Origin of the sequence: Sphingobium xenophagum NBRC 107872 (genome assembly GCF_000367345.1) — a bacterium.
Lineage (GTDB): Bacteria > Pseudomonadota > Alphaproteobacteria > Sphingomonadales > Sphingomonadaceae > Sphingobium > Sphingobium xenophagum.
The window spans coordinates 12,289-38,243 of the sequence record NZ_BARE01000016.1 but is presented as its reverse complement, the minus strand read 5'-3'; the positions used below and the strand labels follow the sequence as shown (position 1 = coordinate 38,243).

Genomic DNA, 25,955 nt, shown 5'->3' with positions numbered 1-25,955 from the left:
GCTTTGAACCACGCCGGAAAATATAGGGGACAACGATGAGCAAGGTTAGATGGCAGTCGGTCAGTTCGGTTTTCGCTCTGGCTCTGATGAGTATGGCCACGCCCTCGTTGGCCAAACCGGAGCAGAAGCTGAACTGGAACCTCGACCAGCAAAATCTGGACGCCGCATTACGCGCTATCGGCAACATAGCCAGCCAAGACATCATCTTTCCTACAGAGGCGGTCAAGGGACGCCGGGCTCCCGCGCTCAACGGAACTTATACCGCGCTCGAAGCGGTCGGAATCATTCTGAAGGGAACATCTTGGACGGCTGTCGAGCGCGACGGAGCCATTCTGATCCGGGAGCGATTTTCAAAAGTCGCTAAGGAGGTGAGTCAGGACAGCGCCAGTACCGAGATCGTGGTTACAGGATCGCTGATTGCGGGCGTCGCGTCGCCCTCACCAATACAGGTTATCAATCGCGAGAGGATGCTCGACAACGGATATAATAGTCTTGGCGAGGCGATCAGAGCTTTGCCGGTCGCTTCAGGCGCGGGGCAAAATCCGGGAATTGGCCAGAATGTACCAGAAAGCATTGGCAGCAATCTGGGAGGAGGCACATCGATTAACCTGCGTGGTCTGGGTTCCGATGCCACCATCACGCTGCTCAATGGCCACCGACTAGCATTCAACACAGCGGTTCAGTCGATCGACATTTCGGCCATTCCTCTTGCTGCTGTGGAAAGGATGGAAATTGTAACCGATGGAGCATCAGCCATTTATGGCTCCGACGCCATAGCTGGCGTCGCCAATATCATCCTGCGCAAGGACTATAGTGGACTGACAACACGCGCCCATTGGGGCGCTTCCACCGATGGCGGGAACGTACAGCAGAATTATAGCGTGACCGGCGGCACAACCTGGAACACCGGCGGCTTCATCTTGGCCTATGATTTCGGGCACTCAACGCCGATTCTATCAAGTCAACGTGGATATGCAGCAGTTCGCTCGCCCGGTCTGACCCTGTATCCAGGATTCGAGCGCAATAATATATTGTTTAGCGGCCACCAGGACCTCATGCCAGGCGTGACGTTGAGCATCGATGGCTTGTATGGCGAACGCACGACAGATCGGGCATTTGGATCGTCAGCAGCTGGAGACTATCGAATACAGGGATTGCGCCGAGTAACGGACACCAGAACGATTAGCGTGGCACCCAATATCAGCCTGGACGTAGGCAACTCTTGGAAGGTGAATTTTTCGGGCGTCTATGCCAAGGATCGAACTCTCGCAAAGTCCGATGATTACTGGAACAGCGTTCTTACGAGAACTGAACTCTGTTATTGCAACAAAGCATTCAGCGTCGAAGGCATCGCCCAAGGGACGTTGTTGGATGTCGGCGCAGGTGCGATCAAAGCTGCACTGGGCGGTGGATATCGTAAGAACTTCCTTCATTCCTATAATCGCCTGGTCGAAAACGGCCAGAGCATCAGAGCAAGTCAGGATAACCGTTATGGGTTCCTCGAAATCAACGCCCCGATAGTCAGATCAAACGATAGCAGCGCGTTCCTCCAATCGCTCATTCTCAATGGCGCAGTTCGTTACGAGGACTATCCTGGAATAGGAGATGTGGCGACGCCGAAGCTCGGCGCGGTGTTATCGACGGGCTATGGGGTGATGTTCAAGCTCTCGTGGGGCAAGTCGTTCAAGGCGCCCACTCTCTACCAATTGCATAGTGTCCGCGGCGCAAGCGTCTACAATATTGGGGTATTTGGCGGAACTGGCTTTCCGACAGGGACAGTGGGACTGTACAGCGGCGGCGGAAACCCTGATTTGAAACCGGAACGATCCACGAACTGGACCGCATCAGCGATACTTCAACCCGCGATATCACCCAATTCGAAGATTGAGATAACCTATTATTCGATCCGCTATCGGAATCGGATCGTGACCCCAGTCACTTACATCACCCAGGCGCTCAGCAATCCGATTTATGCTGATCTTGTAAGCGTGAACCCGGCCGTTGACGAGATCAATGCGGCGCTCGACGGCGCCTTGTTGTTCAACAATTCCAGCAATCCTTGGAACCCTGCGAAAGTGGGAGCGATCATTTACAGTCAATATGCCAATGCGGCACGTCAGAAAATCGACGGCGTCGACATTAGTGTAAGCCATCATGCCGACGTCGGTAGAATGGGGGACATCTCTTTCTGGGCAAATGCGAGCTATATTGAAAGTCAACAACGCCTGAGCGCTTTGCAGCCCGATACCGAATTGGCCGGCACCTTATTCTTTCCACCGCATCTGCGGGGTAGCGCTGGCTTCACATGGGACCACGGGCCATTCAGGCTAACCCCGATCTTGAACTATATCGGTGGGGTGGAAGATCGACGCGCAACGGTGACATATGACGTCGCTTCGATGACCACATTCGATCTGACTGCCAGGCTGAAAATAGACAGTTCAACGCCGGTTTTTCGCGGCATGGACCTCTCGCTTTCCGCACAAAATATCTTCAACAACAAGCCATCTGTGATTGCGACAACCCAGGTCAGTCAGGCGCCGTACGATTCCGCGAATTACTCACCATGGGGTCGATATATCAGCTTTTCGATCTCGAAGTCGTGGTGAAGGGCCGTGAATTTCTTTGCCCTGCTGGCGACATGCGCCGGCATAATCGTGGCGGCTTCCCATGCAGAGGCAACCGCCACTGAAGCCCCGCTGGTTTGCCGTAATCTTATTGACGATGATGCAAATGGGCATGCGGACAATCGCGGTGTCACAACGACCGATCTGATCGGTCTGCGCGATATCGGGCCGAACTTCGGCACCGATCTGCCCAAAAGCCCGTTGGCGCTATCACCTGATGGCAAGCATGTCGCTTTTGTCCTCAGCCGGGCAGATCCGGCGCTGAATGACTATTGTCAGGCATTGGTCACCATCGATTCCCAAAGCCAGAGGCCTTTGAAAATCCTGGACATGACCCGCGGCCTCATCAACGACGTGCAGAGCATTCGCGGGTTCCGCACAACCAACGGGACGTCCCTCATCAACAATCCGCTCTGGTCGCCAGACGGCCAGTATCTCGCATATCTGGTACTGGTTTCCAGCATCCCGCAGGCCCGTGTCGTATCGGTCGATAGCGCAAGCGTGGTCTTTACCACGACGTCTGAAACAGCCGTTCGCGAGATCGGATGGACGTCTGCGGGAAGGCTATTGTTTGGCAACGAGCCAGAGGCAGCGAAATTAGAGGCTGATATCGATCAGCGAGGCCGCGCTGGCTTTCTTTATGACGACAGCTTCATACCTAATAGGGCAGCCCGTCCCTCCATCCCTGCCCCCATACCGATCCGATTCCAATCTTTGACGGCCAGCGGCGCTGACTTGCGTCTCGCGACGATTGAAGAAATTTCCGAGCGCGCCGAACGATCGGATTATCGCACGTCAAAGGGGCTTCTTCGCTCAGTACCGGGGAGCAGAGGCCTTGCGGTTCAGCTAGTGCGGCGGGACTGGACCAGCCTTTCATCCCCCACAGATCTGTGGATTCAAAATGCTGATGGCCGCCGCGAGCGCTGCAATGATCCTGCTTGTGCAAGCGGGATTCAGAATATGTGGTGGATTGAGGGAGCGAAAAGGCTGCTGTTTCTCCGGCGCGCGGGCTGGGGCAATAGCGAGCTGCAATTCTATAGCTGGGACATGAAATCTGCCCCGAAGGCCATATTGAAGACCGAAGACCTTATCAGCGGTTGTCGGTTGGCTTCTGACACGCTCATCTGCCTTCACGAAGCGTCCAATCAGCCGCGGCGGATCGTTCGTATCAACTCCGATAGCGGCGCAAGAACAATCTTGTTCGACCCCAATCCGTCGTTTCGCGGGTTACGGATGGGAGGAGTAAAGCGCCTGCGCTGGAAAAATTCAATTGGCATCGAATGCTTCGGAGATTTGGTCTTGCCGCAGAAGCATTCTAACCGATCGAAAATCCCACTGATTGTGGTCCAGTATCTCACAAGAGGCTTTTTGCGTGGCGGTGTCGGAGACGAGTATCCGATTTTTCCACTCGCTGAACAGGGTTTTGCAGTCCTAAGCCTGCAGAGACCTGCCGACTATTATATGACGGTCAAGGATGGCTCGATCCGAACAGCGCTGGACGCAAGAACCATCAATCAACGCGACTGGAATGACCGACGCAGTGTGCATTCCGCCCTGATGAACGGCATCGCCTTGGTTGAATCTCACGGCGGCATTGATATCGATCGTGTAGGTATCACAGGTTTGAGCGACGGAGTTTCGACCGTGCAATTTGCATTGGTCAACGCCCCTGGCCGGTTCGCGGCCGCATCCATTTCGACCGGCTTTCAGGAACCGAAGTCGACGCAGATCTACGGCGGCTCGGCATGGGCAAAGCAGCTTATCGCTATGGGGTATCCATCTTTAAGCGATGATCAAACGCATTTCTGGTCAACCACGTCCATCGAACGCAACGTCGACAAATTCAATCTCCCAATCCTGATGCAGGTTTCGGACAACGAATATTTGATGGCGATGGAGAGCTACGGGATCCTAAAGGCGAATAATCGCCCAACGGAATTGTATATTTTCCCGAATGAAAACCATATCAAGACCGGCCCTGCCCACCGTTTTGCTATCTATGAAAGGAACATAGACTGGTTCAAATTCTGGCTGAAGCATGAGGAGGACCCGTCAGCTAAAAAGAAATCAACCTATGATCGGTGGCGGGCGATGGCGGCTCAAAAAAATTTGGCACCATAGGATATCGTCATGACGCCTTCATCGCGGCTACCCATGCTTCTGCATCAACGAGTTCGAGGATTCGGAAATGCATATGGTTGTGCCTGTCTCCTTCCAGCTTAATTGCGGCGTCCACTGCTGAGCGATCGATGATATTGGCCGCTGCAAGATGTCCGCCCAGAAGCATATCTTTAATTTTGCTCCGATTACGTTCGACCAGTCGTTGCAGGAAGCCATCGGGGCCGCCCTTCGTTCTGCGGTGAAGGATCGAGTCAGGGAGACGGGACTCGAACGCCGCTCTTGCGATCGATCTGTTTTCTCCTCCCATGCAAAAGAACCAGGAGGGAATGCGCAGGCACGTCTCTACGATCGGTTGAGACATGAGGGGGTTTATCATCGGCAGGACCGTTTCTCTTCTGAATCCCTCGAGATGGTTTTGTATCTGGATGAGATAAGCAATGTGCGCTGCCTTGCCCGGCAGCTCACCGATTGGCACCTCAAGCCATGGATGCGAAAATTCCGCGCCTAAGCGGCTCACAAAATCCCGACTCAGCAAATCCGCCTTCGGTTTCCAGCGATAGTGCGGCTTGCGCAGCCACGCGCGGCGGGCAGCTAAGGTCGCGCAGCGTATGATGTTGGTCTCTGCCATCTCAGCGACTTCTGCAGCAGTCACCAATGCCCCTCGGCCAACGCCTTCAGAGAGGAGCCGATCTGCGATTGGAAGGACTGATTGCTGGAAGCAAAACACGTTGTCGCCACCCGACCCGGTGAAAAATGCATCGGCACTTACCGCGCTGGCGACAGCGAGGTAGGCTTGGTCTCCTGACTGAGCAAAGGATCGGGCCAACGGCCGTGGCAAATGCGCTGCATGGCTCATTTCAAGATCGGTATCGTCGGCGCTGAAAAACGCCTCCTCCATAGGGATGTCGAGGAATTTTGCTATTGCGCGAGCATAATAGCGCTCATCGCCAGCAGTTTCATCGGTCACAAGGGTCAGGCCTGTGACCTTCGCCCCCGCCTGAACGGCTGCCGCCGCTACGATCGATGAATCAAGTCCACCTGATAATCCCACGACAAGCGTCGGAAATCGCGAGACCCATGCCCCTATTGTGGAGGTCAGTGTCGCTCGCAGATCCGATATTGCTGCAGCCGGTTCGCTATAATATTCCTGTCTCTTGGCATAACCCCAAGGGTTCCACCGTTGCGCCAGCTCGCTCTTCCCATGCTGAATGGCCAACTGAAAGCCCGCCGGAATTTCATTCAATTCAGCCAAGCATGTCCGACTTGTTCTCAAATTCGAGAAATACAGATGACGACCCAGTTGCTCATCATCGATGGCGGAGCCCAAAAGGCCGACTTGACGAAACAACGCCATATCTGAACCAATTGCCGTCACGCCCTGCGATTTCATATAGTAACATGGCATCCCCCCCGAAGGGTCACGCACCACCGTGGTGGTGTCGTGATCCTCATCGTGAAGGATCGCAACATATGAACCCCAATATTTTTTGGCATGGATGGCTCCTTCCGGGGTGAATATGTCCCGCGCGTCTGCAGGATCGAAGAGATCGACTGGCTTCTTCGCGCCATCGCGGCGATAGAGCCACCCTAGCAGGACCGCCGTCCTTAGCGGCTGGTTAAAATCTGCCACCGGTTGATCGGCAAGCAGCAGGAAATTTGGCCGATTGATAGCCATTTTCAGTCCGGCCAACGCTGCGACTTTCGTAGCGCGCATGCGGACGAGATTGCCGGGTCCGGACAATATGAGATAGCGAGCGCGGTTCACAGGACGAGCACCGGCACATACTCACGCGCCTTGTCGCGGTGGTCGGTGACGCTTATTTGGTCTTTCTGAATCCAGCAATGTGCACCGAACGGCCCCGTGCGGACGCCGATCACGAGATTGAATCCTACGCGGTATCTCGTGAGGGATCGGGCAAGCGCGAATGATCGCACCAAGCAACGCTTTTCGGCAGAAAGAATCAGGTCAATGAGCCGGTAGGCTCCGACCAGACGGCCAATATCATCGGGACATTCAAGACCACGCGTTTGCTGTATCCGATGTTCCAGCTTTGCTACCGCGCCCGCCAGCCCGCCCCAGCGTATCACGGCGAAAGCCCATAGCTGGTCGATGATGGCAACCATGACATGCCTCAAGGTCGGCGGCCTCGCCTGGTCAAAATAAGAACCAGTGATTTCAGGCATATTCCCCGTTGGTCCAACAGGCGAAGCGCATTCTGCAGCGGAAATGAGGCCGGATCCGAGCAATATCTCGGCGTCGCCAGGCATTGCCATCTGACCTTGTTCCAGCCGCATAAGTGCGGATGCACCACTGGATGACATCTTGAAATATCGGTTATGATCGAGATCCAGAAATACCGGAGCAGATCCAACCCATACATAGGAGACACCCGATCGCAGCTTATAGGCCATGAGCAATTCTCTAGCTGTATGGCGCGCAAGCATGGCCTGCGCGCCACCGTTTCAGTCGTCGGAAAGCCCGGACTGCAGCCGCTGCTGAGCCTGGTCGATGTCGACGCCGTTGTTGCCCTTCGTCTGCTCGGTCACCGATCCCAGGTCGACCAGGTCGGCTTCCAGATGGTTGTCGCGTTCCATACTTACCTCCTTCTTTGGACTGCTGCACTCCTTGCAGCCCAATCATGGTAAGTCAGGCCCTAATTGATCAGCCATCTTATAAGGTCTCGTATGTGCAACCAGTCGGTACTATAATGCTATCCAACCAAAATGTGGCTGACATGAATTGAGACAACGTCTTCATATTGCACCACATGGTTATGAAGTGATGCTTTCACAAATTCTTTCGACACGACGAATTCGGCGCCTGTGATAGGCCCAAAGGACCTCAAAACGGTCTGAACCTTGACCGGAAGTGGTCGCGATCTCGACCGACCGCAATTCCGAGGTCAAGTTGCGCAACACGCGAAACTCCCCCAGGCGAGCCATATGGAGTCGTTCGGTAGCAGACTTCAGGGCCCTTGCCTGTTCACTATCGTGACATGCCCATGCGACTGACAGAAACAAATCAGTCGCCGCCTTCGCCAATGCCTGGCCATTCATCTCGGCTTGAGGATGCGACCTTGCAGTCCCAAATTCAGACAAGCGGTTTCCCTTGAGTACAAGGCGTAGGAGATGGCTATGCCAGCGGTAAAGATCTCGGAGGCTGTCCGGCGTCAGATCAGGCAGGCGATAACCACCGCCGAAGGCAATTTCGAGCATATGCTCGCCGACCAAGCGCTGGGCTCCGTCTCTGAACGGCGACACGGATACGCCATACTCGGCAGCTAGCGCCCTTTCGATGAGCATGCTGCCCGGCGGGAAGCGGCCCGCCATAATATCAGCCTTGAGCAGGATATAGGCTCTTTCAGCTACCACCGGTTCCGGAGACATGCCGGTCTCTATCGGTACTGGTCGGGTTGCGTGACAGATCCAGCACGCGAGGCAAGGCGCCCGACCGCTACGGCCTGATATCGGTTCACGACCTCAAGGATATCTCTCTCAAGCTCCCACAGATCATCTTGAAGCAAAAGTTCACGCGGCAATTTCATATTGTGCTCCATCGCAAGCAAAGGAATGAACAACTGAGTCGTGGTCATCCGCAGCGAATGCGCGCAGCGAATATGATCCTCAAGCGCAGGTGCCCCAGCGCCACCCTCAAGTTCGCGAATCCAGCGTTCGCTGCAGCCGACGGTCTTTGCCAGGCTGTGTTGAGAAATCCGGTCTCTGCGGCGACGCCGCTCGATAAGCTTCCCGGAAAGCTCCTTGATCAACGATAATATTCCGCCATCGATTGTTTGTGGACTTTGAGGCGTCATCTGCAGGTCCCCCTGGCAGCGGCTCAAAAGTACAAATCACATCGCCTGTGCTTGGCAACTTGTTGTAAATAAAACTGCGCGTCAACTACAAGAAAGTCGCTTTTGCGAGACCAAAATTCCGCTGCGAGCAAAAATAGTATCGCGCAGGCTACTATCGTTCAGAACGATGGGAAGGCCGTCCTGTCTTGCGGGACATATCCCGGAATGACCGTACGACCTGCGCATCCTCCGTGCCCTGCATGTGCACAAGAGCTGAAAGGAAGAGTTTCCAGACCTGGGGCGAAGGATGAATGGCTGCGGAGTGAACTGCTGTGCTGATGATATCTTCGATAAGCCGCGAAAGCGTCGAGGACGTTCCGACATGTCGAACTTTGCGCCCCACAAGTCGATCCAGCTGAGGATCGAGCAGTTCGGCTATTAGATCGGTCGCCTCGCATCGATGAAGAAGATCGACCGCCACGAACAGGGTTGTTCCATAGGGTAGAAAATCGCCAATCAGGTGACACAAGCGACAGTGGCACTGGAGAAATAGGTGAATGCCCTCAGCGGAGAGCTGAAGCTTGTACGCCCTGGATTGCTGACTCCCCATATTCGCTCTCCCGCCACAAACAGCGATTCTCTCGCGATCAATCCAAATGCCGGTCCAACGTGGCTCCGCAACGTCGATGCTTTCGCCGAAGGAACATAAGGTGAAACCGGAAATATACTTCCGGTTATCGGAAATTGATTTCCGATAACCGGAACTGAACTACCTTAAACCGGAACTGAAATTCCCTGTCTCTTGCGAGAAGCAAGCTTTTCCCGCCACTCAAGCCCCTGTCGAGACGGCAGCCAGGGTGAGAATTTCCGAGCGATCGGCAGCCCGCATCCGTTCCGATCCCCCTCTTGGGAGATTTTGCGGTTATGACCAGAACATGTTCCAGTCGCGCGGCAATGCTCGTCGCTCTCCTGGCAGCTGTTATGCCTCTTCATGGCGCAGGAGCGCAAGCCGCTCCATCGGAGAGAAGCGAACCTGTCTTGATCCCGCGCGAAGCAGCTTCGCTTCGCAACGCGGCCAATGAAGCCCAGGTCAAGTTGCAACAGACCTTCACCAATCTGCGCTTTGACGAATTTGGTCCCGCGCCCGTCGAGGGCCCCATCTATCAGGCGACCGCTGGCGGCCGGATCATCTACTATGCGCCGCAAAGTGAGCATCTCTTGTTCGCTACGGTCTACGACCGCAACGGCGTCAACCTGACCGCGCTGGCGCAGGAACAGGGCGCTACGCGCCGTCTTAAAGCCATCGACCCTGCCAAGGCACTGGCAATCGGCCCTGCAGATGCGCCAACGGTCATCGAATTCACTGACCCCGACTGTCCCTACTGCCAGGCACTCGATCGCTTCTGGAGCGCCAAGGCAGCAGAGGGCAAGCCGGTAAGGCGTCTGATCTTCTTCGTGAGCGGCATCCATCCGACCGCTGCCGCCAAGGCCGAGCATATCCTATGCTCGGCAGATCGGGAGGCTGCCTTCCGGGCGGCCTATTCCGGCCAGACACCGCCCGTCCTGCGCCAGTGCGCGGAGGGCCGTGCCAAGGTTGCGGAGGACGCCGAGCTGGTCGCGAAAGTGGGCGTTTCAGGAACGCCAACGCTGATCGCCGATGGCAAGCTCATCTCGGGCTTTCAGCAGGCCGAACTCGACGCGTTCCTCGATCGGCACGCAAAGCCTGCGCTTGCAAAGGCAGTGTCAGATGTGCGGCGCTGAACGGGCGCGCGCCATCGCGGCTGCGCACACTCTCTTTGCAGACGGCATCCGGCCCGGCCCCAACTGGCCAGCGCGGATGAACCAGGATGCCGGCGGCGGCGGGCTCATGGAGCCGTCCACCGACGCCCCGGCCGACACCGATCTTCCTTCGATGCCGGCAGGCTTTGGTTGGACGGCTCCTTTTTGGAGCAATGCTATGATGCACAAATTTGGCAACAAGGTCCTGGCGGTGGCCAATGTCGGCCTCCCTTTAGGCGCGATGGCCCTGGTCGGTGGCCCGGTCCATGCCTTCTCGGCGCCCGCCCAGGGCGATCTTGGTTACGACATATACGATATCGTCGTGAACCAGGGCGTGAAAGGTCCGATGGGATTTGTGGGCGGCGTCGCTGCCTTCCTGTTCGGCGTGTCGCGCCTTTTCTCGAATATCATGATCGGCATCCCGACCATCGTCGCGGCCGTCTGCCTCATCAAGGCGGACTCCATTCTCCAGACTTTCGGGATGGTCATCTGAGACGCGAAGGTGGGGCAGGCACCTGGCTGACCAGGCGCTTCCCCCACCGGCAACAGGCTGGGAACCGATGGTCGGTTCCTGGAGGATGATACCTTTGAAGGTATCATGAAGCCAAGAGGAGAAGGGCAGATGGACGAACGCCTTCCGCAATATCTGCATCGGCCCGTCCAGATCCTGTGGTTTGGATCTGACGAGTTTCTGCTCGCGACCTCGAGCATTTTCGTGGCCGCGATCGTGGGCGGACTTGTCGGCTGGGCGCTCATCGCTGCCCTTCTCCTTTTCGTCCCGTGGAAGCGGACCAAGCCCAGGGGCTATCTTCCCCATCTCGCCTGGCGCTGGGGTCTTGTTTCCTTTCCTTATTATCCGGGTCCTACCCAGACCCGCTTCTTCGAGTGAGCGCCATGGGCATGTTCGGGCAAAATAAGACAAAGGAGGATCCGCTGCTGGGCAAACCTGCCAGCTACGGCATCCATCGCTATCTGCAGGGCTCGGCCAACCTGTTCGAGGAAAACCGCCTGCTCAAGGTTGCCATTGCGGGCATGTTCGGCGTCACCGCCGTGCTGGGCGTGGTCATCTACACGACCAACCAGAATGCCCGGACGGTGATCGTCCCCTTTGGCGCCACGGGTGATCTTCATGTCTCGGGCAATACACCGTCCGAAGCCTACATCGTCGCCATGACGCGCAACATCGTCGCGCTGTCGGGTACCTGGTCGGCTTACTCAGCCGACCGGCAGTTCCAGGAGCTGCTGGGGCTCGTCCACCCCTCCGCCTATGGCGCGATGCGCGACAGCCTCAATGCCATGCTCGACGAACTGGCGAACAACCCGACGCTGTCGATCGCCACCTATATCCGGGGCGATCAGCCGGTCCGCTGGACCGCCCATGAGATCGTGGTCCCGGTCGAGAAGGTCCGTGTCATCGGCGGCGTAATCCGCAAATTCCGGGGCATTTTACGCATCGGCTACGGCATTGAAAATGGCCGTTTCTGGCTGACGCGCCTTTCCGAGGAGCAATTCGATGTCGAAACACGCTAATCAGCGCATAGGAGCGTGCGCCGCTCTAACCGGGCTCATGCTGCTGGCGATCCCGGCCTCAGGCCAGACGCTCCATGCGCTGCCCGATCAGACCAGTCGGATCCGTCTCTCCAACCGCGACATCAACCATGTCGTGTGCGAGGGCGGCGAGATCGAGGATATCAAATTCTCGGCCGAGAAAGGTCTTGCCGTCGAGAAAGGCGGATCGGACGCCTGGATCAAGTTCCTCGCCCGCGAGATCGACGATGCGGGACAGATCACGCGCAGCTATGTGACGCAGCCTTCCGAGTTCTTTGTGCACTGCAACGGCGCGACCTACCCGCTCTATGCTGAACCGGCGGAAATTCCAGCGCAGACGGTGATACTCGTGCCCGGCGCACGCCAGCGTGCCCAGGCCAATAGCGCCTTGATGGCTGCGCTGGCCGATGAAGATCGTGCCGTCTCCATCACCATGGCCCTGCTCGACGATCGCATCCCTGCCTCTTTCAGCGAGGTCGCGCCGTCGGGCGAAGCGGTCGGCATTGCGGCGCTGCCGGGCCTGACGATAACCGAACAACGCCGTATCGCCGTCGAGGGGGCCGGTCTCTCGGCCTCGCAATATCATGTGCGAACCACGGCAGCGGTGACGCTGGACGAGCGCCAGCTCGTCGATCCCGCCCTTGGGGCAGGCATTTTTTCAGTCACGCTGGACCGGGTCCGCCTTGATGCGGGCGAAACGGCCCGACTTGTCGTGGTGCGCCGGGGAGGCGGACAATGAGCGGCGACAAGAGCAAAGACGCAGCGGAGACGCCCGATGGCCTGTCGCCCTATCAGGCCCATCTTGCTGCCCAGAGCGCCGGACCGAAGGATGACGCCGCGCGCCGTCCGTCTCCGGCCTTGCTCGACCTTAAGGCGCAGTGGGCCAAAATGTCGGCGCGGCAAAAACTGCGCGCGCGCCAGCTCGCCGTTGGCGTTGCCGTCGGCGCGCTCGGGATCGGGCTCTACGCGGCATCGGGCAGCAAAGAGGACGTCAAGCCCACCGATCCCGCCGCCTCGCTTAACATGGGCGCGGGGCTGCGCGGCGACAGTCTCGAGGTCAAACTGCGCGGGGATTTGAAAAAGGTCCTCGATGGCCAGCAGTTACTGGGCGACCGCGTCAGCGCGATCGAAGAAGGCAAAGTGCTCACGGGCAACACAACGGCTCCAGGCAGTCAGACCATGGATGGCGACCTGCCCCCCGCCCTGCCGGACAGCGTTCCAGCCCTGCCCTACCCGCCCGAGACCGGCGACATCAGCGCGGATGCCGACAGGCTGCCTGCGCCGCCCACCGGGCCGGTTGCGCCACCTGCCCCGCCCGCGCCGCCGGTCGAAAAGACGGTCGGCGCGATCGGCTCGGCGGCCGGTCCGGTCATGGCCCAGGGCGCGGCCGACACGTCATCCTCCTCCAAAAAAAAGAGTCGGACGATCTATTTACCGCCTGGTTTCATGAAGGCGCGGCTCCTGACCGGGATCGACGCGCTGGCGAGCCGAGACGCGACCAGTAATCCTGAACCCATCATCGCCCGGGTGCAGGCGCCCGCGGTCCTGCCTAATGAGGTGAAGGCAAACCTAGCGGGCTGCTTTGTGGTCGGCAACGCCACCGGGAGTCTTGCCAAGGAGCGGGTCGAGGTCCAGCTCGTATCGCTTTCCTGCGTGGATTTCGACGAGCATTCGATCGTCGATCAACCGGTCAAGGGCTTCTTCGTAGATACCGACGGCAAGAAGGGCCTGTCGGGCAAGGTAGTGACGCGCGCCGGGGCGACGCTGGCGCGCGCCTTCATTGCCGGGACCATCAGCGGCATTTCGCAGTCGGTCGAAAGCACGTTTGGCAATACTTCGACCTCAGCGCTGGGAACGGTCCGCACGCTTGATGCCGCCGATGCCGCCAAGACGGGCATTGCCGGGGGGCTCTCCAAATCCTCGGACAAGCTCACCGACTTCTATCTCGATCTCGCCCGCCAGGCTGGTCCCATCGTCGAGGTGGGTGCCGCCAAGGATGTGGTCGTGGTGATCCAGGAGGGCGCCACCCTCGAAATCAAACCCGGCGCGGGAGTCAAATTCTGATGTCCGCGCCCATGGGAGACAAAGCCATGAAGATGCTCCGACCCTGCCTCCTCCTGCTGCCCCTTCTCGCGCTGCCCGGCTGCGCGACTATCGGATCGGTGATGTCGCCCTATAGCGAGAAATTCTCGTGCAAGAATAGCGACCATGGCCAGTGCATCCATCCGGGCCAAGCCTATGCCGATGCGGTCGCAGGCCGTGCCTCAAGATCCGATCCTGCAGTGACCTATGATCGCAAGCTGCTCGCTCCGGACAAGAAGAGAGCCCGCGGCAGAGATTTGGGCCCCGCCAGGGCTATGGCGACACCCCCGGCTATGGCGCAACCTGGCCAGGGCAATGTCGGCGCGCTGATCGAGGCTCCCGGATCGCCGATGCTGCGCCCTTCGCGCACGATCCGGACATTGATCCTTCCCTATGCCGACAAGCAGCGCCCCGACCGGCTCTATATGGCCCGCTATGTCTATTCGATCATCGATCGGCCCGCCTGGGTCGTGGGCGACTATCTGGTGGAACCAGGAGGGCAAACGCCTGCGCCACCGGTGCTGCGCACGATGCGTGAGCGCGAACCGGGCGGCACGGACGCGCCGACGCAAGAGGCCATGCCGCTTACCGTCCATCCGGACAAACGGCCATGAGCGCGCGGCCCGGCCACAAGGGTCTGAGCTATCAGCGCCTGCGCGCCGCCGTGACCCGCGACGCCTATTCGGATTTCCTGCCGATGGTCGCCTGGGTCGAAGAGGAGGAAGCTTTCCTCTGCATCGACGATGGCTGGGGCCAGGCCTGGGAGCTTGTGCCGTCCGCCTATATGTTCGCCCATGTGCAACAGGCGTTGCTCGGGCTGCTCAACATTCATTTCCCCGAAGGCACGGTCCTCCAGCTCATCACCTTCGCCGATCCGCTGATTGATCCTGCGCTTGATGCCTATCTCGATATGAAGGTCAGGCCAGACCCGCTGGTCCAGGCCTCGGCCCGGCGCACGGCCGACTATCTGCGCGGCGGAACCAGGGGGCTAGATGCGCTCCATGCCATCCCGGTACGCGACTTCCGGTTGTTCCTCGCGATCAAGACGCGGGTGAAGCTCGGCGCTGACCTGCGCCGCCAGGTGGAAGAGCAACTGGCGAAGATGGGCATTCGGCGTTTGCCGCCCGACGAACTGGTCAGCTTCTATCGCCGGATCTTCAACGGCGTCTTCGCGCCTGCGCCGGGGGTGTTCCTGAGCGAAAGCATGGGCGGCATGCCCGCCCCGTCGATCGCGCGACAGATTATCGAGGCTGGACCTGACCTCTGCTTCGAGGGCCCGGAAGTCTTTCTGGGTAACCAGGTGGCGCGATGCCTCACGCCCAAGGCGCCCGCACGCCGGATCACCGCCGAGCGCGCGAACCGTCTTATGGGCGGGATGCGCGGCTCTGCCGAGGACAGCGACCAGATTGGTGGGCCGTTCCTCTATTGCCTCTCGGTCCTGTTCGACCATTCGCAGTTCGAAATCCACAAGCGCGCCCAGATCCTCTCGGCGCAGAAGGCCGCGGGCAGTTTTGCAGTCGAGGTTGGCAAGCAGATCGAGGAGATTGGCTGGATTCTCGATGAAGCGTCAAACAGCCGGTTCGTCTCGGTGATCCCTACCATGTGGGTCTTCGGTCGCGACAGCGCGCAGGCGCGCGAGATGGCGGCGCGCGCCAAGCGATTGTGGGAATCAGAACCCCTGCCCTTCATGGTGCAGGAAGAAAGCTATCTGCTTCCCGTGCTGCTCGCTGCCAGCCTGCCCTTTGGGCTCTATCCCGAGAAGCAGACAATGAAACTGTTGGAACGCGATTTCCGCATGGCCGTGAAGGCCGCCAGCCTCATGGCGCCGGTCCAGACCGATTTTCGCGGCGGCGGCCGCCCGGCCCTTCTCTACGTGGGCCGCAAGGGGCAGCTCATCACACTCGATCTCTTCGACCCGCGGATCAACAATTATAATTTCATCGTTTCGGCTGAGTCCGGAGCAGGCAAAAGTTTCCTGCTCAATAATTTGTGCCAGCAATATTATGCGCAGGGCGCGCTGATCCGCATCATCGATATCGGCGGCAGCTACCGCAAGCTCTGCACGCTCTGCTCGGGGCGTTATATCGACATTGGCGAGGAGCGCCTGGTGCTCAACCCTTTCGATATGGGGCTGGCGCTCGACGGCGAAGACAAGCAGTCGGCCATTGCCATGGCGGTCGCGATCGTCGCGGAAATGGCGAACGCCTCGACCCGCAAGCCCGTCACCACATCGGAATGGAACCTGCTCAAATCCGCCGTGCAATGGACGGTCGATAGCGGGCGCGGCGAAGACGGCATCGACGCGGTGCGGCATTGGCTCGGCCGCTATCCCGACAATGCCGCCTCCGACCTCGACCGGGTCGATCATCTGGTACCGGTCGCGCGCGAACTGGCGTTCAACCTGCGCGATTTCGGGTCGCAGGGCGCCTATGGCCATTTCTTCAATGGTCGTTCGACACTCGACATCTCGCGCGACGAATTCGTGGTGCTGGAGCTCGAACGCCTGAAGGCGCTGCCTGACCTCTTCAACGTGATCGTGATGGTAGTGGTGAACGCGGTCACGCAGGAACTCTATCTTTCGGCCCGCGACAAACCCCGCTTCGTCCTGTGCGACGAGGCCGCGCAGTTCATGACCCGCAGCGACGGGCAGGACCTCTCCCGTCTCGCCGAGGCATTCGGCCAGGGCTATCGCCGCGCGCGCAAATATCAGGGTAGCTTTGGCATCGTGCTCCAGAGCATGAACGACCTCATGCTCTTTGGCGGCACCGGACAGGTGATCCTGGAAAATGCCGCGACCAAATTCCTGCTCCAGGGTTCCACCTATGACAAGGCGGTAGATAACAAGATCCTCGACTATTCGGGGTTCGTCCTCGATCTTCTGAAATCGGTCCGGAACGCCAAGCCCAACTATTCCGAAGTGTTCATCGACAGTCCATTGGGCCTCGGCATCGCGCGACTGGTGGTCGATCCCTTCAGCTACTGGATCAATACTTCTGCGCCCAACGAGGTTGCCGCCTTCGAGGCGCTTGTGCGGGCCGGTCGCAATCCGCTGGAAGCGGTGTGCGAACTGGCCGGTGTCGATCCGGCCCAAATACTGAGCGGAAATACTCGGCAGGGCGGGAGGGCAGCATGACGCACAAGCCTGTAACCCATCCCGATCAGCTGGCGCTCGACTGGGAAAACGACCCGGCGATCGAAGCGATGATCGAAGCGCGTGTCGCCCGTCGCGCCGAGGCCGCCGCTTTCCATTGGCGACTGCGGCTGGTGGCCATCGAAACCTGCATGATGGGCAGTCTCGTCATCATAGCCGGGATCGCGCTCCATCAGCCGCCGCTCCACGCCATACGGGCGGGCATCCTCGTGGCTGCCGCCTGCTGTGCGAGCGGCATGCTGCTGATCGGCCTGTCGGGCGCATGCGGGATGGTCTTCTCACGCTTCAAGCACTGGAGGGCGCAGTGAAGGCCGATCACGCCAATGGCTTCGATCTTGGCCTCGACGTCGGAGACGATGTCCATGGGCTCCTTGCCTATGCGCGCAGCGTGAGCAACCCGGCACTTGGTATCGACGCGGTCGCGCAGGCGATCGTCACGGTCATCCAGGCGGAACGCCATCATGCGCGGATGAGCTATATAATGTTGGTGACCGGCGGCATCGCCAATGCTGCGTTTTGTGCATTTGCGGCGGCGTGGCTCTTCCAGGCACCGCTTGCGGAAGGCATCTTCATCGGCATCTGCGCCGGAATGGGCGCGGGCTCGACAGGTCTGATCCTTATTCCCTGGGATGCAGTCGCCGAGCGCTTTCATGCCATGATCCAGCGGTGGAGGCGGATGTGAACGGCATCTTCTCCGCCACGCCCGCGCCAGGACCCATCCGTCTGCTGATCGGCAGCCAGGGCCTTGTGCTCGTGCAATCCTGTATCGCCTGGCAATTGCCGACCGTGCCCGCGGTCGTCCGCATTCTCGGCGCGGTTATTGCGGTCATTGCGATAGCGGCGCTGATCAGCGCCGCGATCGGCGAGGCGCGCGAGAACCGTGCGCCATATTGGAGACGGCGTCATGGGCGCTAGAAGCATGGGTCCAACGCGCTCTCGTCATGCCCTATGGGCAATAGCGCCATTGGCGCTGATGCCAGGACTGCTGACGCACGCCCCCGTCACGGCCGCGACCAGCATTATCGGCCGCACCTGGCCGATCGCCGAGCCCGATGCGCTGAGCGAGATCGAAAGCCGCGCCACGCATGTTCCCGACATGAAAGCCGCCTTTGGCCCGCGTGAGCGCTGGTCGGCGATGAAGCCTGCCGCGCTCGGCATCGCCCGCGCCGATCGCCGCCGAACGGTCGTGCCTTTCTACACCCTCGATCAGGATATTCGGTTACCGGGCGAAAAGCTGCTTTACGCCAAAGGCTATAGCTTCAATCCGCTTGCCTATGTGTCGCTGCCTCAGCGGCTGATCATAGTGCACCCCAGCGATCTTGCCTGGGCGCTACGCACCGCAAGGCCTGCCGATTTCATCCTGCTCGCCGCCGGCGGTCTTTCCCAGGCCGCAGATACGCACGCCGATGCCATCACATTGGGCGAGCGGTACGGCCGGGCGCTGTTCCTGCTCGAAGAGCGCGTAAAGGCACGGCTTGGCCTGACGGTCGCCCCGGTGATCGTCGCGCAGGTGGGGCAAAAGCTGGTGCTGACCGAGGTCGTCATGGCCCCAAGTCCGCGGAGGGCTGCGCGATGAAGATGCTCTCTGTCCGAAGCGTTTTAACGCTCGGCTCGGCCCTCGCGGCACTGGCGATCGCGTCCCCCGCCCATGCCTCCAAATGCGAGGCGGGCACGATATTCAACCCGATCACCAAGGTGCGCTGGAACTGCATTTTCCCAATCACCATCGGCGGGGTAAAGGTGGGTCCGAGCGATCCGCTCGGCAAGGCGCTCGACGCGCAATCGGCATCCAAGCCTTTATGCGCGTGCCGCAAGGGCGTGACATTCTGGTTCGGCGTGAAGGTCAGCTTCTGGTCGCCCAATCGCATGGTCGATGTTGTGACCGAGCCTGGCTGCATGATGGCGCTGGGCGCTGACATCATGCCGACCGGCGGCAGACTACAGGGCAGCCAGACCAGCATCGCCGACGGCACCAACACGCGCAAGATGTTCGCGCAGATGCATTATTATATCGCGCCGGTATGGAAGATGCTCGACATGTTCACCGACCTGCCCTGCATCGAGGATGATGGCTTCGACGTCGCGATGATCACCGAGGTACTGCCGACCTGGCAGTCGGCGACTTTGGGCGCGATCATCCAGCCAGAGGCAATCCTGTTCGGCAATCCGGCCGCAGGCCTTGCCTGCATGGCCGACAGCGCTGCGGCCGCTGCGGGCAAGGTCGTCGATCCGCTCTTCTGGTGCATGGGATCCTGGGGCGCGACCTATCCGATCGCTGGCGACATCCATTTTAGCGACAGCGTCGAGGCCTGGGCGGGGCTCGCCGCGCGCGGCGTCTTCATGATGGGGCGGCTTGGCGCCCTTACCGTCAGTTCAGCGGATGGCTGCTCGTTCATCCCGCAGCCGGTCTGGACCAAGAGCCGCTACAAGTTCCAGCTGATGGAACCGGTCAAGGGTGGCCAGTGCGTCAATGTCGGGCGGCCAGGCGCGCTTTGGACCAGCGCCAAACATGCGCCCGGCAAGGACAATGCCCAGTTCATGCTGTTTGAAAAGACGATCTGCTGCGCCGGGGTTTCGACGCCATGACCAGGTCGCCTTTCCCGATCCGCATGCCCTCGCCTGGCATCAGCCGATGGTCTGCCCGTCATTCCACCGAACCAGGCGGTCCCCATGCGGTCAGGCCGGTGTCGCATCCCCCCTGCGGCACCGGTCGGACGGTCGGCGTGGCCACAGATACAGACGATCATGCGGCGGTCCCCTCTTCGCCGCATATGGTCGTGGCCACGCTGACCGTTTTTGAAGGTCAGGCTGTATTCCGGGCAGAGCTTGCCGACCCTGTTCCAGCTATATTTCAGTTCCGGCTGCGGCGCGAGACGCGGCCATGAGGCCAGCTACCCTCTTCCTTGTCGCAGCGCTTAGCCTCCCTGCCCCGCTCCATGCGCAGACCGCGCAGGACCGCGCCCGCGCTGCAGCGGCCGCCGCGCGGGCGAAGAGCGCTGACAGCGACGCGCTGCTTGGCAATTATGTGACGCCGGGTCTGGCGGGACAGCCCATCACCACCCTCGACACCAAAAAGACCTTCACCCCCAATCTTGCCTGCCAGAAAAGCGCGACGCTGCTCGAACTGCTCGCCCAGCCCAACGCCACCGGCGATATCGGCACGCTCAGCATATCGCGCGACAGCGATCTCGACGGGAGCTTCGATGAGGCACTGACCGTTCCGGTCCCCACGTCCGGGATTTGCGCCAACGGGATCATCTCCTGCGCGCCGGGCAGTTGGGACGCATGCCGCTTCTTCCGCTGGGACGCTTCTGCGTCCGGATCGTTGACGCTGTCCCAGGTCGAGCTGACCGATCTGGCCGGTTGTTACTGCGTCAACAATAGCTGCGGCAGCAATCTGGTCTGGGGCAATATGGCCTCGATCCTCAAGGATCTGGGCGGCGGCGTTGTCGGCGCGCTCACCACGGCCGATCCGCGTATCGGCATCGCGCAGGCGTCCATCGATGGCCCGCTCATCCGCTATACCGGCGCGCAAACCACATCCTGCACGGCGCAACCGCAGGTTGGCGCCACGGCCTACAAGGCCAATCCGGGCGCCATGGCGGGCGACGCCTATAGCGCCGCGCAAACGAGCAGTGTTTTCCAGGCACTTTCCGCCTCGTCGACCGGAACCGGCACGTCGCAGGTGCGCCGAGGCTGCGCGATCACCCGGCAGATCGCACAGGAAGAGATAGCCGCACAGATGATCATCGATCGTGTGGCGGGCGGTTACGCAACCTTCGCGGCAGACCCAAACAGCCGCACCTTCGTCATGGGCTCGCCCGCCGACAACAGCCTGTCTGGCGGATCCTGCACTCTTATCGATTTTCACATGACGCTGCGGGTCAAGGACGCCGCAAGGCTTCACCAAGTGCTTCTGACCCGCTTTGGCGGAGACGATTGGGCACAAATCAGGATCGATGGCGAACTGGTTGGCTCAGGCCCGGAAGTCTGGACCGGATCGGGACTGCCGCCGGGCAAATGCGAGAAGAAGAGCGCTTTCTATGTCGATCCTGGTCTCGATCTCACCTCCAGGCTGACGCAAGGCGATCATGATATCTGGTTGCGGGTCGCGGTTGCCGATGGCGGCGAAGCCTATGCGGCGATCGAAGCAAAGGTGGACGCCGGCTGCAAGACGAGCGAGCAGCTTGTCGACAGCTGTTCGGGCTATGCGGCCAATGATGCCTGTCGTCTCGATGATGAAGATGTCGATGGCGTCATCACCTTTCGCAACGGCGTCAAAACCGGGCTCACCCCCCTGCCCCAGACCCGGTTGATCGGCACGGGCGCCTGCGCGACGTCGATCAGTCGCGCCTTCTTCGAGCGCCAGCGCAGCTATGCCTGCACGTTCGATAGTGGCGCGGTTCCACAGCCTGATCTTTCCCGTAGCGCCTATATCATCGATCATTCGACCGAGACTTTGCTCGCTGATCGGGTCAAGAATGCCGATGGCAGCCATAGCCTGACGACCCGCAATTTTTCCTTGCCCGTGTCCGGCAGCGTCAATGCGTGCGAGCCCATCTGCAAGACCCGCAAGGCGCAGGTCAATATAGCCGCAGCCCCCGATGGCGTGACCGGTTCCAGACAAAGTGATCCCATGAGCTGGGATTATTTTTATCACGCCTGCCAGGACAATGGTGTCTGCCCTGCGGGCACGGGTGAGGAACTGGTGCAGGGCTGCGGCTGCATCGATGATTTTCCCGAAGCGGTGGTGATGATGCAGACCGTGCGTCTGGGCGGCGCCGACATGGTCTGCACGAGTGCCGTGCGATGAGATGGCGGCGCACCTTTCCCTTGGGGCTGATCCTCCTCGTCAGCGCTGTTTCCTTATTTCCCGGCACCGCAAGCGCTCAGCAGCTTTGCGCTGTCGATCTTAACGGCAATGGCGATGCGGCGGACGACGGCGAAACGGCAAGCTGTCACCTGACCGGCGCGGGCGGATGGATGTGCCCCATTGGCGAAACGCCGTGCCTGGCGGATCAAGGTGGAGCAATGCGCTGCCCGCTCGGCGATCAATATGCCTGCGCTGTGCCGGCCAGCGGCGGCGCGCCAAGCTGCTCGGCCAATGCCTGTATCGACACCAGCGCCAATCCGATCGTCGAGGAGCCGGTGGTGGATGATCCCGGTGTCGCAGCCGACGGCGCCGTCGATGCCGATGGCCATTGCCTTGCCACGATCGAGATTTTTTCCGGCCGCGCCGCGCGCTGCCGTCCTGCCGGGCTCAGCAACACCTTCCAGAATTGCTGCAAGGACAAGGGCAAGATCGTGAAGGACGGCATGGGCGGATCGATCTCGTCGATTACGACCAAGATCGCGGTGGCCAAGGGCGTCTTCACTGGCATGAAAGCCGCCTACACCGCCTTTAAGGCAGGCGCGACCGCAAGCCAGGCAGCGAGTGCTGGCGCCAATGCCATCATCGTCGGCATCGATCCCACATCGATCGCGATCAGCCTTGCGGTCAATTTCATGATCGATCTCCTGCTCCAGGGCTGCGACCAACAGGATATGGAAGTGGGCATGCTGCGCGGTTCGGGCATGTGCCATGAGATCGGCAGCTATTGCTCGTCGAGCATATTGGGCGTCTGCGTCCAGAAGGCCCGGGGCCATTGCTGCTTCAACACCAAGCTTGGCCGTATCATCCAGGAACAGGGTCGCCCGCAGTTGAAGGCTTTCGCCGCGATTGGCTGGGGCACGGCGAAGCAACCCTATTGCCGGGGCTTTAGCCCGCAAGAATTCCAGGCGCTCGATTTCAGCAAAATGGACCTCTCCGAATATTATACGGAAATCGAGGCGCGCGCCCAATCCGAAATCCAGATCGAGATGAAGGACAAGATCGATGCCCATATGCAGACGATCAGCAACTAGCCGCGCCCTGCTTCTGGCGGCTCTCGCGCTCTATCCCGCATCGGTGCGAGCAAGTGAACCGCAGGCTGTGGCCGAACAGCCGACGAGCGCAAATGCGCGTACGCGCATCCAGGATCAGGGTGACGCGGCTATGGAGCGCGTGAAGCGGGCTGCCGCCAAGGCCAAGGCTTCAACGAAAGCCTCGCCCGTTCTGCCCTCAAAAGCCGACGCTGGCGCGGAGCGCCGCGCCTTCGAGGGGATCAACAGGCGCAAGCAGGATCCTGCCATGGCGGATCGCGTCAAGGCAGACGTCGCGGCGACGCGCAAAGCCCTCGCCATCGAACGGGACACCGCCAGTCGGCGTATCGCGCAGGCCCTGGGTCTTGAACAGCCCGAAGAAGCGGCATTGGCTGGCGTTGTTTCCGGCCCCAGCGCAAACCAGTGGGTCCCGCTACTGTTCGTGTCCTCCTCCATGCCGGTTGAAACACTGCGTACTTATGCAGGGCAGCTCGAACGGGCCAGGGGTGTCATGGCTTTTCGCGGCATGCCGGGCGGGATGCGGCAGGTTGGTCCGATGGCAAAATTGTCGGCCGCGATACTGCGCCGCGATCCGGGCTGCGAAGGTCCCGCCTGCGCCATGCGCGACGTGCAGCTGATCGTCGATCCCCTGATTTTCCGGCAGCATCGCGTCAGCCAGGTGCCGGCGCTGGCGATGATCCCGGGCGATCCGACCCGGCCCTATTGCGAGCGCGACGAGGCAAGCCCGCGCGCAGCGCATCTCGTGCTGGGCGATGCTGCCCTTTCCGGGCTTCTTGAGGAATATAGCCGCCTTGGCGGCAAGGCGGAGGTGCAGGATGCTCTTGCTCACATGGCGCGCCGGTAACCGGGTCTGGCGCGAACTCAAGGATCTGCCGCTGCGCGCAGCCGTGGCGCTCGGCGCTGCTGGTCTTGGGCAGCCGGCCCGCCCGGGTCAGCTTTTCAAGGCCTATGGGATCGTGCTGCCGATCGGTCTCTTTGCCTGGTGGGCGATGCCGCAGATCACATTGGTCATGACGCCCTCCATCGATGCCTGGGTCGTGCACCGCTCCCCCGGCCCGATCCGTCACGGCGACCTCGTCTCGTTCCTTCTGTCCGATCCGCTTGCCGGCCCCAAGCCAGTGAATGTCACCAAATATGCGCTGTGCTTGCCAGGCGACCGGATCGTGGTGGTTGAAAAGCCTGCCACCCTGGGCCGCGGTTGGACCGGGTGGTACTATTGCAATGGCAGGCTGATGGGCGTCGCCAAACCCTTAGCGCGCAGCGGCAAGGCGCTTGACCATTGGCGACCGGAAAGTCCGCATATTCCCGATGGAATGATCTTCGTCGGCTCGCGCCATCCCGACGGATATGACAGCCGCTATTATGGTCCGGTCTCCATTGCGCGGCTCATCCGCATGGAGAAGCTGCTGTGAAGCGCCTCCTCGCTCTGGGTGCCCTGCTGCTGCTGCCCGTCGATATTGCGGGTGCGCAGCCCGCGCCTCCAGGCCCGGGAGATCGCGGAACCCGCGGCTATTGGTGGTATGAAACCCCCAAAGCCGACGCTGCGGAAAAGGCGGACGATGATGCCATTCCAAGACCCGTCATACCGCCGATGGTTGAACTGGCCAAATGGGCGCCGCCCCGGATCGCCAAGCTGATCGAACAGCAGCGCGACTATGCCGCCACTGTCCTGACGATTGATGCGGTCGCCGACTTCTGGCGGCTGCAGGATTTTGCCCGGCGCAAGGCGCGCGCCTTTGCCGGCGTGACCCAGCTTGCCATGCTCACCTATCCGCAACTCAATGCCCGCGCCGCCAATCCAATGGTCGGCGAGGCCCGCGATGCGCTGGGCGCACAGAAGGATCAGGTCCGCCGCCACTATCTGCGCGCGCATGCCGGGGAATTTGCGCTGGTCATGTTCGCACGGGACTCATGCGGCTACTGCAAGGTGCAATGGCCGATCGTTCAGCGGTTCCAGGAGGATATGGGCTGGCAGGTCAGCCTCATGGATCTCGACCGCAAACCCGAACTCGGCCGGCGCTTCGGGGTCGAGGTAACGCCGACCACCATGGTCATTCGCCGGAACAGCGCCCAGCGCATGGTAATCGCAGCAGGCGTCGAGACTTATCCCAATCTCGCCCAGATGGCCTATCAGGCGGTCCGGCTGCTGCGCGGCGACATCCGACCCGAACAATGGCTGACGGGTGCTGGCGAGGAAGACGGCTTCTTCGATGCGCTCGCCAATGGCCCCGTCTCCGCGACCGATCCGCGCGTGATCGGCGGCGACCTCGTCGATGTTCAGGGGCCAAGGCCGTGACGCGCCTTGGGCAAGCCCTGTTCGCCTGGGCTATCTTGCTGACAATATCGGTGCAGACGCCCGCAACAGCCGCTGCGCAGCCGACGGATCGCGGCCTTGCCAGGCGAGCCGCCATTCATCCGGTCTCGACAGCCGCAGACATGGGTCTCTGGCTGGCCCGCGTGCCGGTGACGCGCGACTTTCCTGCCGATTTCGAGATCCTGCTGCGTGGCCAAGCGTCGCTCTACACTATCGAGATGAGCACGGCATCAGCCTGCCTGCCCTGCGGCGATCTCTGGTCGAAACTTCAGTCGTTCCGCGCCCGCTATGGCTGGCAGGTGCGCACGATCGGTGCCCAGGAAGCGATGCTGCGATCGGGACGTCTCGGCCTTCCCTGGGTCGGAAACCCGGTCGCATGGGTGCGCCCGCTTGCCGACCCGAACCGCATGGTGCCGATCGCGATCGGCACCGACCATAGCGCCAATATCGCGCGCAATGCCTGGCTCGCCGCCCGCATGCTGACCGGAACCCGGGCTGCGGTAGGCGTGCGCGCCATGTCGAAATTCACCGGGATCGTCGGCGTGAGGGCGCTGACCTCCCCTAACCCAAAGCGACGCTGATCATGGCGGGGCGGCGTCGCTTGTCCATTTTCATCAGGA

The 25,955-nt window shown here is 60.4% G+C and carries 26 protein-coding genes; 21 read left to right on the top strand and 5 right to left on the bottom strand.

Annotated elements, in window-relative coordinates; all coding sequences use genetic code 11:
* Window positions 1–35: 35 nt before the first annotated feature.
* Both SX1_RS08890 and SX1_RS08885 read left to right on the top strand, forming a co-directional pair.
* On the top strand, window positions 36–2,609 hold the full coding sequence (locus SX1_RS08890) for a TonB-dependent receptor (protein ID WP_026149606.1): 2,574 nt from the start codon (window positions 36–38) through the stop codon (window positions 2,607–2,609).
* A 6-nt stretch (window positions 2,610–2,615) separates the two neighbouring features.
* Window positions 2,616–4,748 (top strand): Atxe2 family lasso peptide isopeptidase, encoded by a 2,133-nt coding sequence (locus SX1_RS08885; protein WP_019052710.1) that lies wholly within the window; start codon window positions 2,616–2,618, stop codon window positions 4,746–4,748.
* 7 nt (window positions 4,749–4,755) lie between these two features.
* On the opposite strand, the gene SX1_RS08880 is transcribed toward SX1_RS08885, so the two are convergent.
* The 5 genes from SX1_RS08880 to SX1_RS22500 form a co-directional block, all read right to left on the bottom strand.
* Window positions 4,756–6,462 (bottom strand): asparagine synthase-related protein, encoded by a 1,707-nt coding sequence (locus tag SX1_RS08880; protein ID WP_019052709.1) that lies wholly within the window; start codon window positions 6,460–6,462, stop codon window positions 4,756–4,758.
* A 47-nt stretch (window positions 6,463–6,509) separates the two neighbouring features.
* Window positions 6,510–7,160 carry a lasso peptide biosynthesis B2 protein gene (locus SX1_RS08875; RefSeq protein ID WP_019052708.1) on the bottom strand — a complete coding sequence of 217 codons (651 nt, stop codon included), beginning with the start codon at window positions 7,158–7,160 and terminating at the stop codon, window positions 6,510–6,512.
* A gap of 51 nt (window positions 7,161–7,211) precedes the next feature.
* Window positions 7,212–7,343, bottom strand: a complete 132-nt coding sequence (locus SX1_RS24195; protein ID WP_019052707.1) for a benenodin family lasso peptide — start codon at window positions 7,341–7,343, stop codon at window positions 7,212–7,214.
* 177 nt (window positions 7,344–7,520) lie between these two features.
* Window positions 7,521–8,135, bottom strand: a complete 615-nt coding sequence (locus SX1_RS23485; protein WP_019052706.1) for a GntR family transcriptional regulator — start codon at window positions 8,133–8,135, stop codon at window positions 7,521–7,523.
* A gap of 8 nt (window positions 8,136–8,143) precedes the next feature.
* Window positions 8,144–8,560 carry a helix-turn-helix domain-containing protein gene (locus SX1_RS22500; protein ID WP_019052705.1) on the bottom strand — a complete coding sequence of 139 codons (417 nt, stop codon included), beginning with the start codon at window positions 8,558–8,560 and terminating at the stop codon, window positions 8,144–8,146.
* 1,017 nt (window positions 8,561–9,577) lie between these two features.
* Here SX1_RS22500 and SX1_RS08850 point away from each other — a divergent pair.
* The 19 genes from SX1_RS08850 (at window position 9,578) to SX1_RS08755 (ending at window position 25,916) form a co-directional block, all read left to right on the top strand.
* Complete coding sequence (locus tag SX1_RS08850) at window positions 9,578–10,300, top strand: DsbC family protein (protein WP_019052704.1); 723 nt, start codon at window positions 9,578–9,580, stop codon at window positions 10,298–10,300.
* A gap of 196 nt (window positions 10,301–10,496) precedes the next feature.
* Complete coding sequence (locus SX1_RS24605) at window positions 10,497–10,811, top strand: hypothetical protein (protein ID WP_026149605.1); 315 nt, start codon at window positions 10,497–10,499, stop codon at window positions 10,809–10,811.
* 129 nt (window positions 10,812–10,940) lie between these two features.
* On the top strand, window positions 10,941–11,207 hold the full coding sequence (locus SX1_RS08840) for a type IV conjugative transfer system protein TraL (protein WP_019052702.1): 267 nt from the start codon (window positions 10,941–10,943) through the stop codon (window positions 11,205–11,207).
* Between the two features lie 11 nt (window positions 11,208–11,218).
* On the top strand, window positions 11,219–11,848 hold the full coding sequence (locus tag SX1_RS08835) for a TraE/TraK family type IV conjugative transfer system protein (protein WP_370670733.1): 630 nt from the start codon (window positions 11,219–11,221) through the stop codon (window positions 11,846–11,848).
* Between the two features lie 37 nt (window positions 11,849–11,885).
* Window positions 11,886–12,605 carry a type-F conjugative transfer system secretin TraK gene (locus SX1_RS08830; protein WP_019052700.1) on the top strand — a complete coding sequence of 240 codons (720 nt, stop codon included), beginning with the start codon at window positions 11,886–11,888 and terminating at the stop codon, window positions 12,603–12,605.
* A complete protein-coding gene (locus SX1_RS08825) occupies window positions 12,602–13,930 on the top strand; it encodes a TraB/VirB10 family protein (RefSeq protein WP_019052699.1) in 1,329 nt (442 codons plus the stop codon). The genes SX1_RS08830 and SX1_RS08825 overlap by 4 nt, the downstream gene beginning before the upstream one ends.
* Before the next feature lie 26 nt (window positions 13,931–13,956).
* On the top strand, window positions 13,957–14,562 hold the full coding sequence (locus SX1_RS08820; protein WP_043145492.1) for a TraV family lipoprotein: 606 nt from the start codon (window positions 13,957–13,959) through the stop codon (window positions 14,560–14,562).
* A complete protein-coding gene (locus SX1_RS08815) occupies window positions 14,559–17,081 on the top strand; it encodes a TraC family protein (protein ID WP_019052697.1) in 2,523 nt (840 codons plus the stop codon). Before SX1_RS08820 ends, SX1_RS08815 begins: the two co-directional genes overlap by 4 nt.
* A complete protein-coding gene (locus SX1_RS08810) occupies window positions 17,078–17,407 on the top strand; it encodes a hypothetical protein (RefSeq protein ID WP_019052696.1) in 330 nt (109 codons plus the stop codon). Before SX1_RS08815 ends, SX1_RS08810 begins: the two co-directional genes overlap by 4 nt.
* Window positions 17,404–17,781, top strand: coding sequence for a hypothetical protein (locus SX1_RS08805; protein WP_019052695.1), 378 nt, complete (start codon window positions 17,404–17,406; stop codon window positions 17,779–17,781). Before SX1_RS08810 ends, SX1_RS08805 begins: the two co-directional genes overlap by 4 nt.
* Window positions 17,778–18,014 (top strand): hypothetical protein, encoded by a 237-nt coding sequence (locus SX1_RS08800; protein WP_043145490.1) that lies wholly within the window; start codon window positions 17,778–17,780, stop codon window positions 18,012–18,014. The genes SX1_RS08805 and SX1_RS08800 overlap by 4 nt, the downstream gene beginning before the upstream one ends.
* Before the next feature lie 58 nt (window positions 18,015–18,072).
* Window positions 18,073–18,675 carry a conjugal transfer protein TraW gene (locus SX1_RS08795; protein ID WP_043145487.1) on the top strand — a complete coding sequence of 201 codons (603 nt, stop codon included), beginning with the start codon at window positions 18,073–18,075 and terminating at the stop codon, window positions 18,673–18,675.
* Window positions 18,672–19,685: a TraU family protein gene (locus SX1_RS08790; RefSeq protein WP_019052692.1), complete on the top strand. Its 1,014-nt coding sequence runs from the start codon at window positions 18,672–18,674 to the stop codon at window positions 19,683–19,685. The genes SX1_RS08795 and SX1_RS08790 overlap by 4 nt, the downstream gene beginning before the upstream one ends.
* Window positions 19,686–19,980: 295 nt before the next feature.
* On the top strand, window positions 19,981–21,912 hold the full coding sequence (locus SX1_RS08780) for a hypothetical protein (RefSeq protein ID WP_019052690.1): 1,932 nt from the start codon (window positions 19,981–19,983) through the stop codon (window positions 21,910–21,912).
* Window positions 21,909–23,003 (top strand): conjugal transfer protein TraN, encoded by a 1,095-nt coding sequence (traN, locus tag SX1_RS08775; protein WP_019052689.1) that lies wholly within the window; start codon window positions 21,909–21,911, stop codon window positions 23,001–23,003. The genes SX1_RS08780 and traN overlap by 4 nt, the downstream gene beginning before the upstream one ends.
* On the top strand, window positions 22,975–23,865 hold the full coding sequence (locus SX1_RS08770; RefSeq protein WP_052310895.1) for a type-F conjugative transfer system pilin assembly protein TrbC: 891 nt from the start codon (window positions 22,975–22,977) through the stop codon (window positions 23,863–23,865). Before traN ends, SX1_RS08770 begins: the two co-directional genes overlap by 29 nt.
* On the top strand, window positions 23,837–24,433 hold the full coding sequence (locus tag SX1_RS08765; RefSeq protein ID WP_019052687.1) for a S26 family signal peptidase: 597 nt from the start codon (window positions 23,837–23,839) through the stop codon (window positions 24,431–24,433). Before SX1_RS08770 ends, SX1_RS08765 begins: the two co-directional genes overlap by 29 nt.
* The gene (locus tag SX1_RS08760; protein ID WP_019052686.1) at window positions 24,430–25,317 is read left to right on the top strand and encodes a conjugal transfer protein TraF; all 888 of its coding nucleotides are present in this window, start codon (window positions 24,430–24,432) and stop codon (window positions 25,315–25,317) included. Before SX1_RS08765 ends, SX1_RS08760 begins: the two co-directional genes overlap by 4 nt.
* Window positions 25,314–25,916, top strand: a complete 603-nt coding sequence (locus tag SX1_RS08755; protein ID WP_019052685.1) for a hypothetical protein — start codon at window positions 25,314–25,316, stop codon at window positions 25,914–25,916. The genes SX1_RS08760 and SX1_RS08755 overlap by 4 nt, the downstream gene beginning before the upstream one ends.
* The last annotated feature ends 39 nt before the right edge of the window (window positions 25,917–25,955 follow it).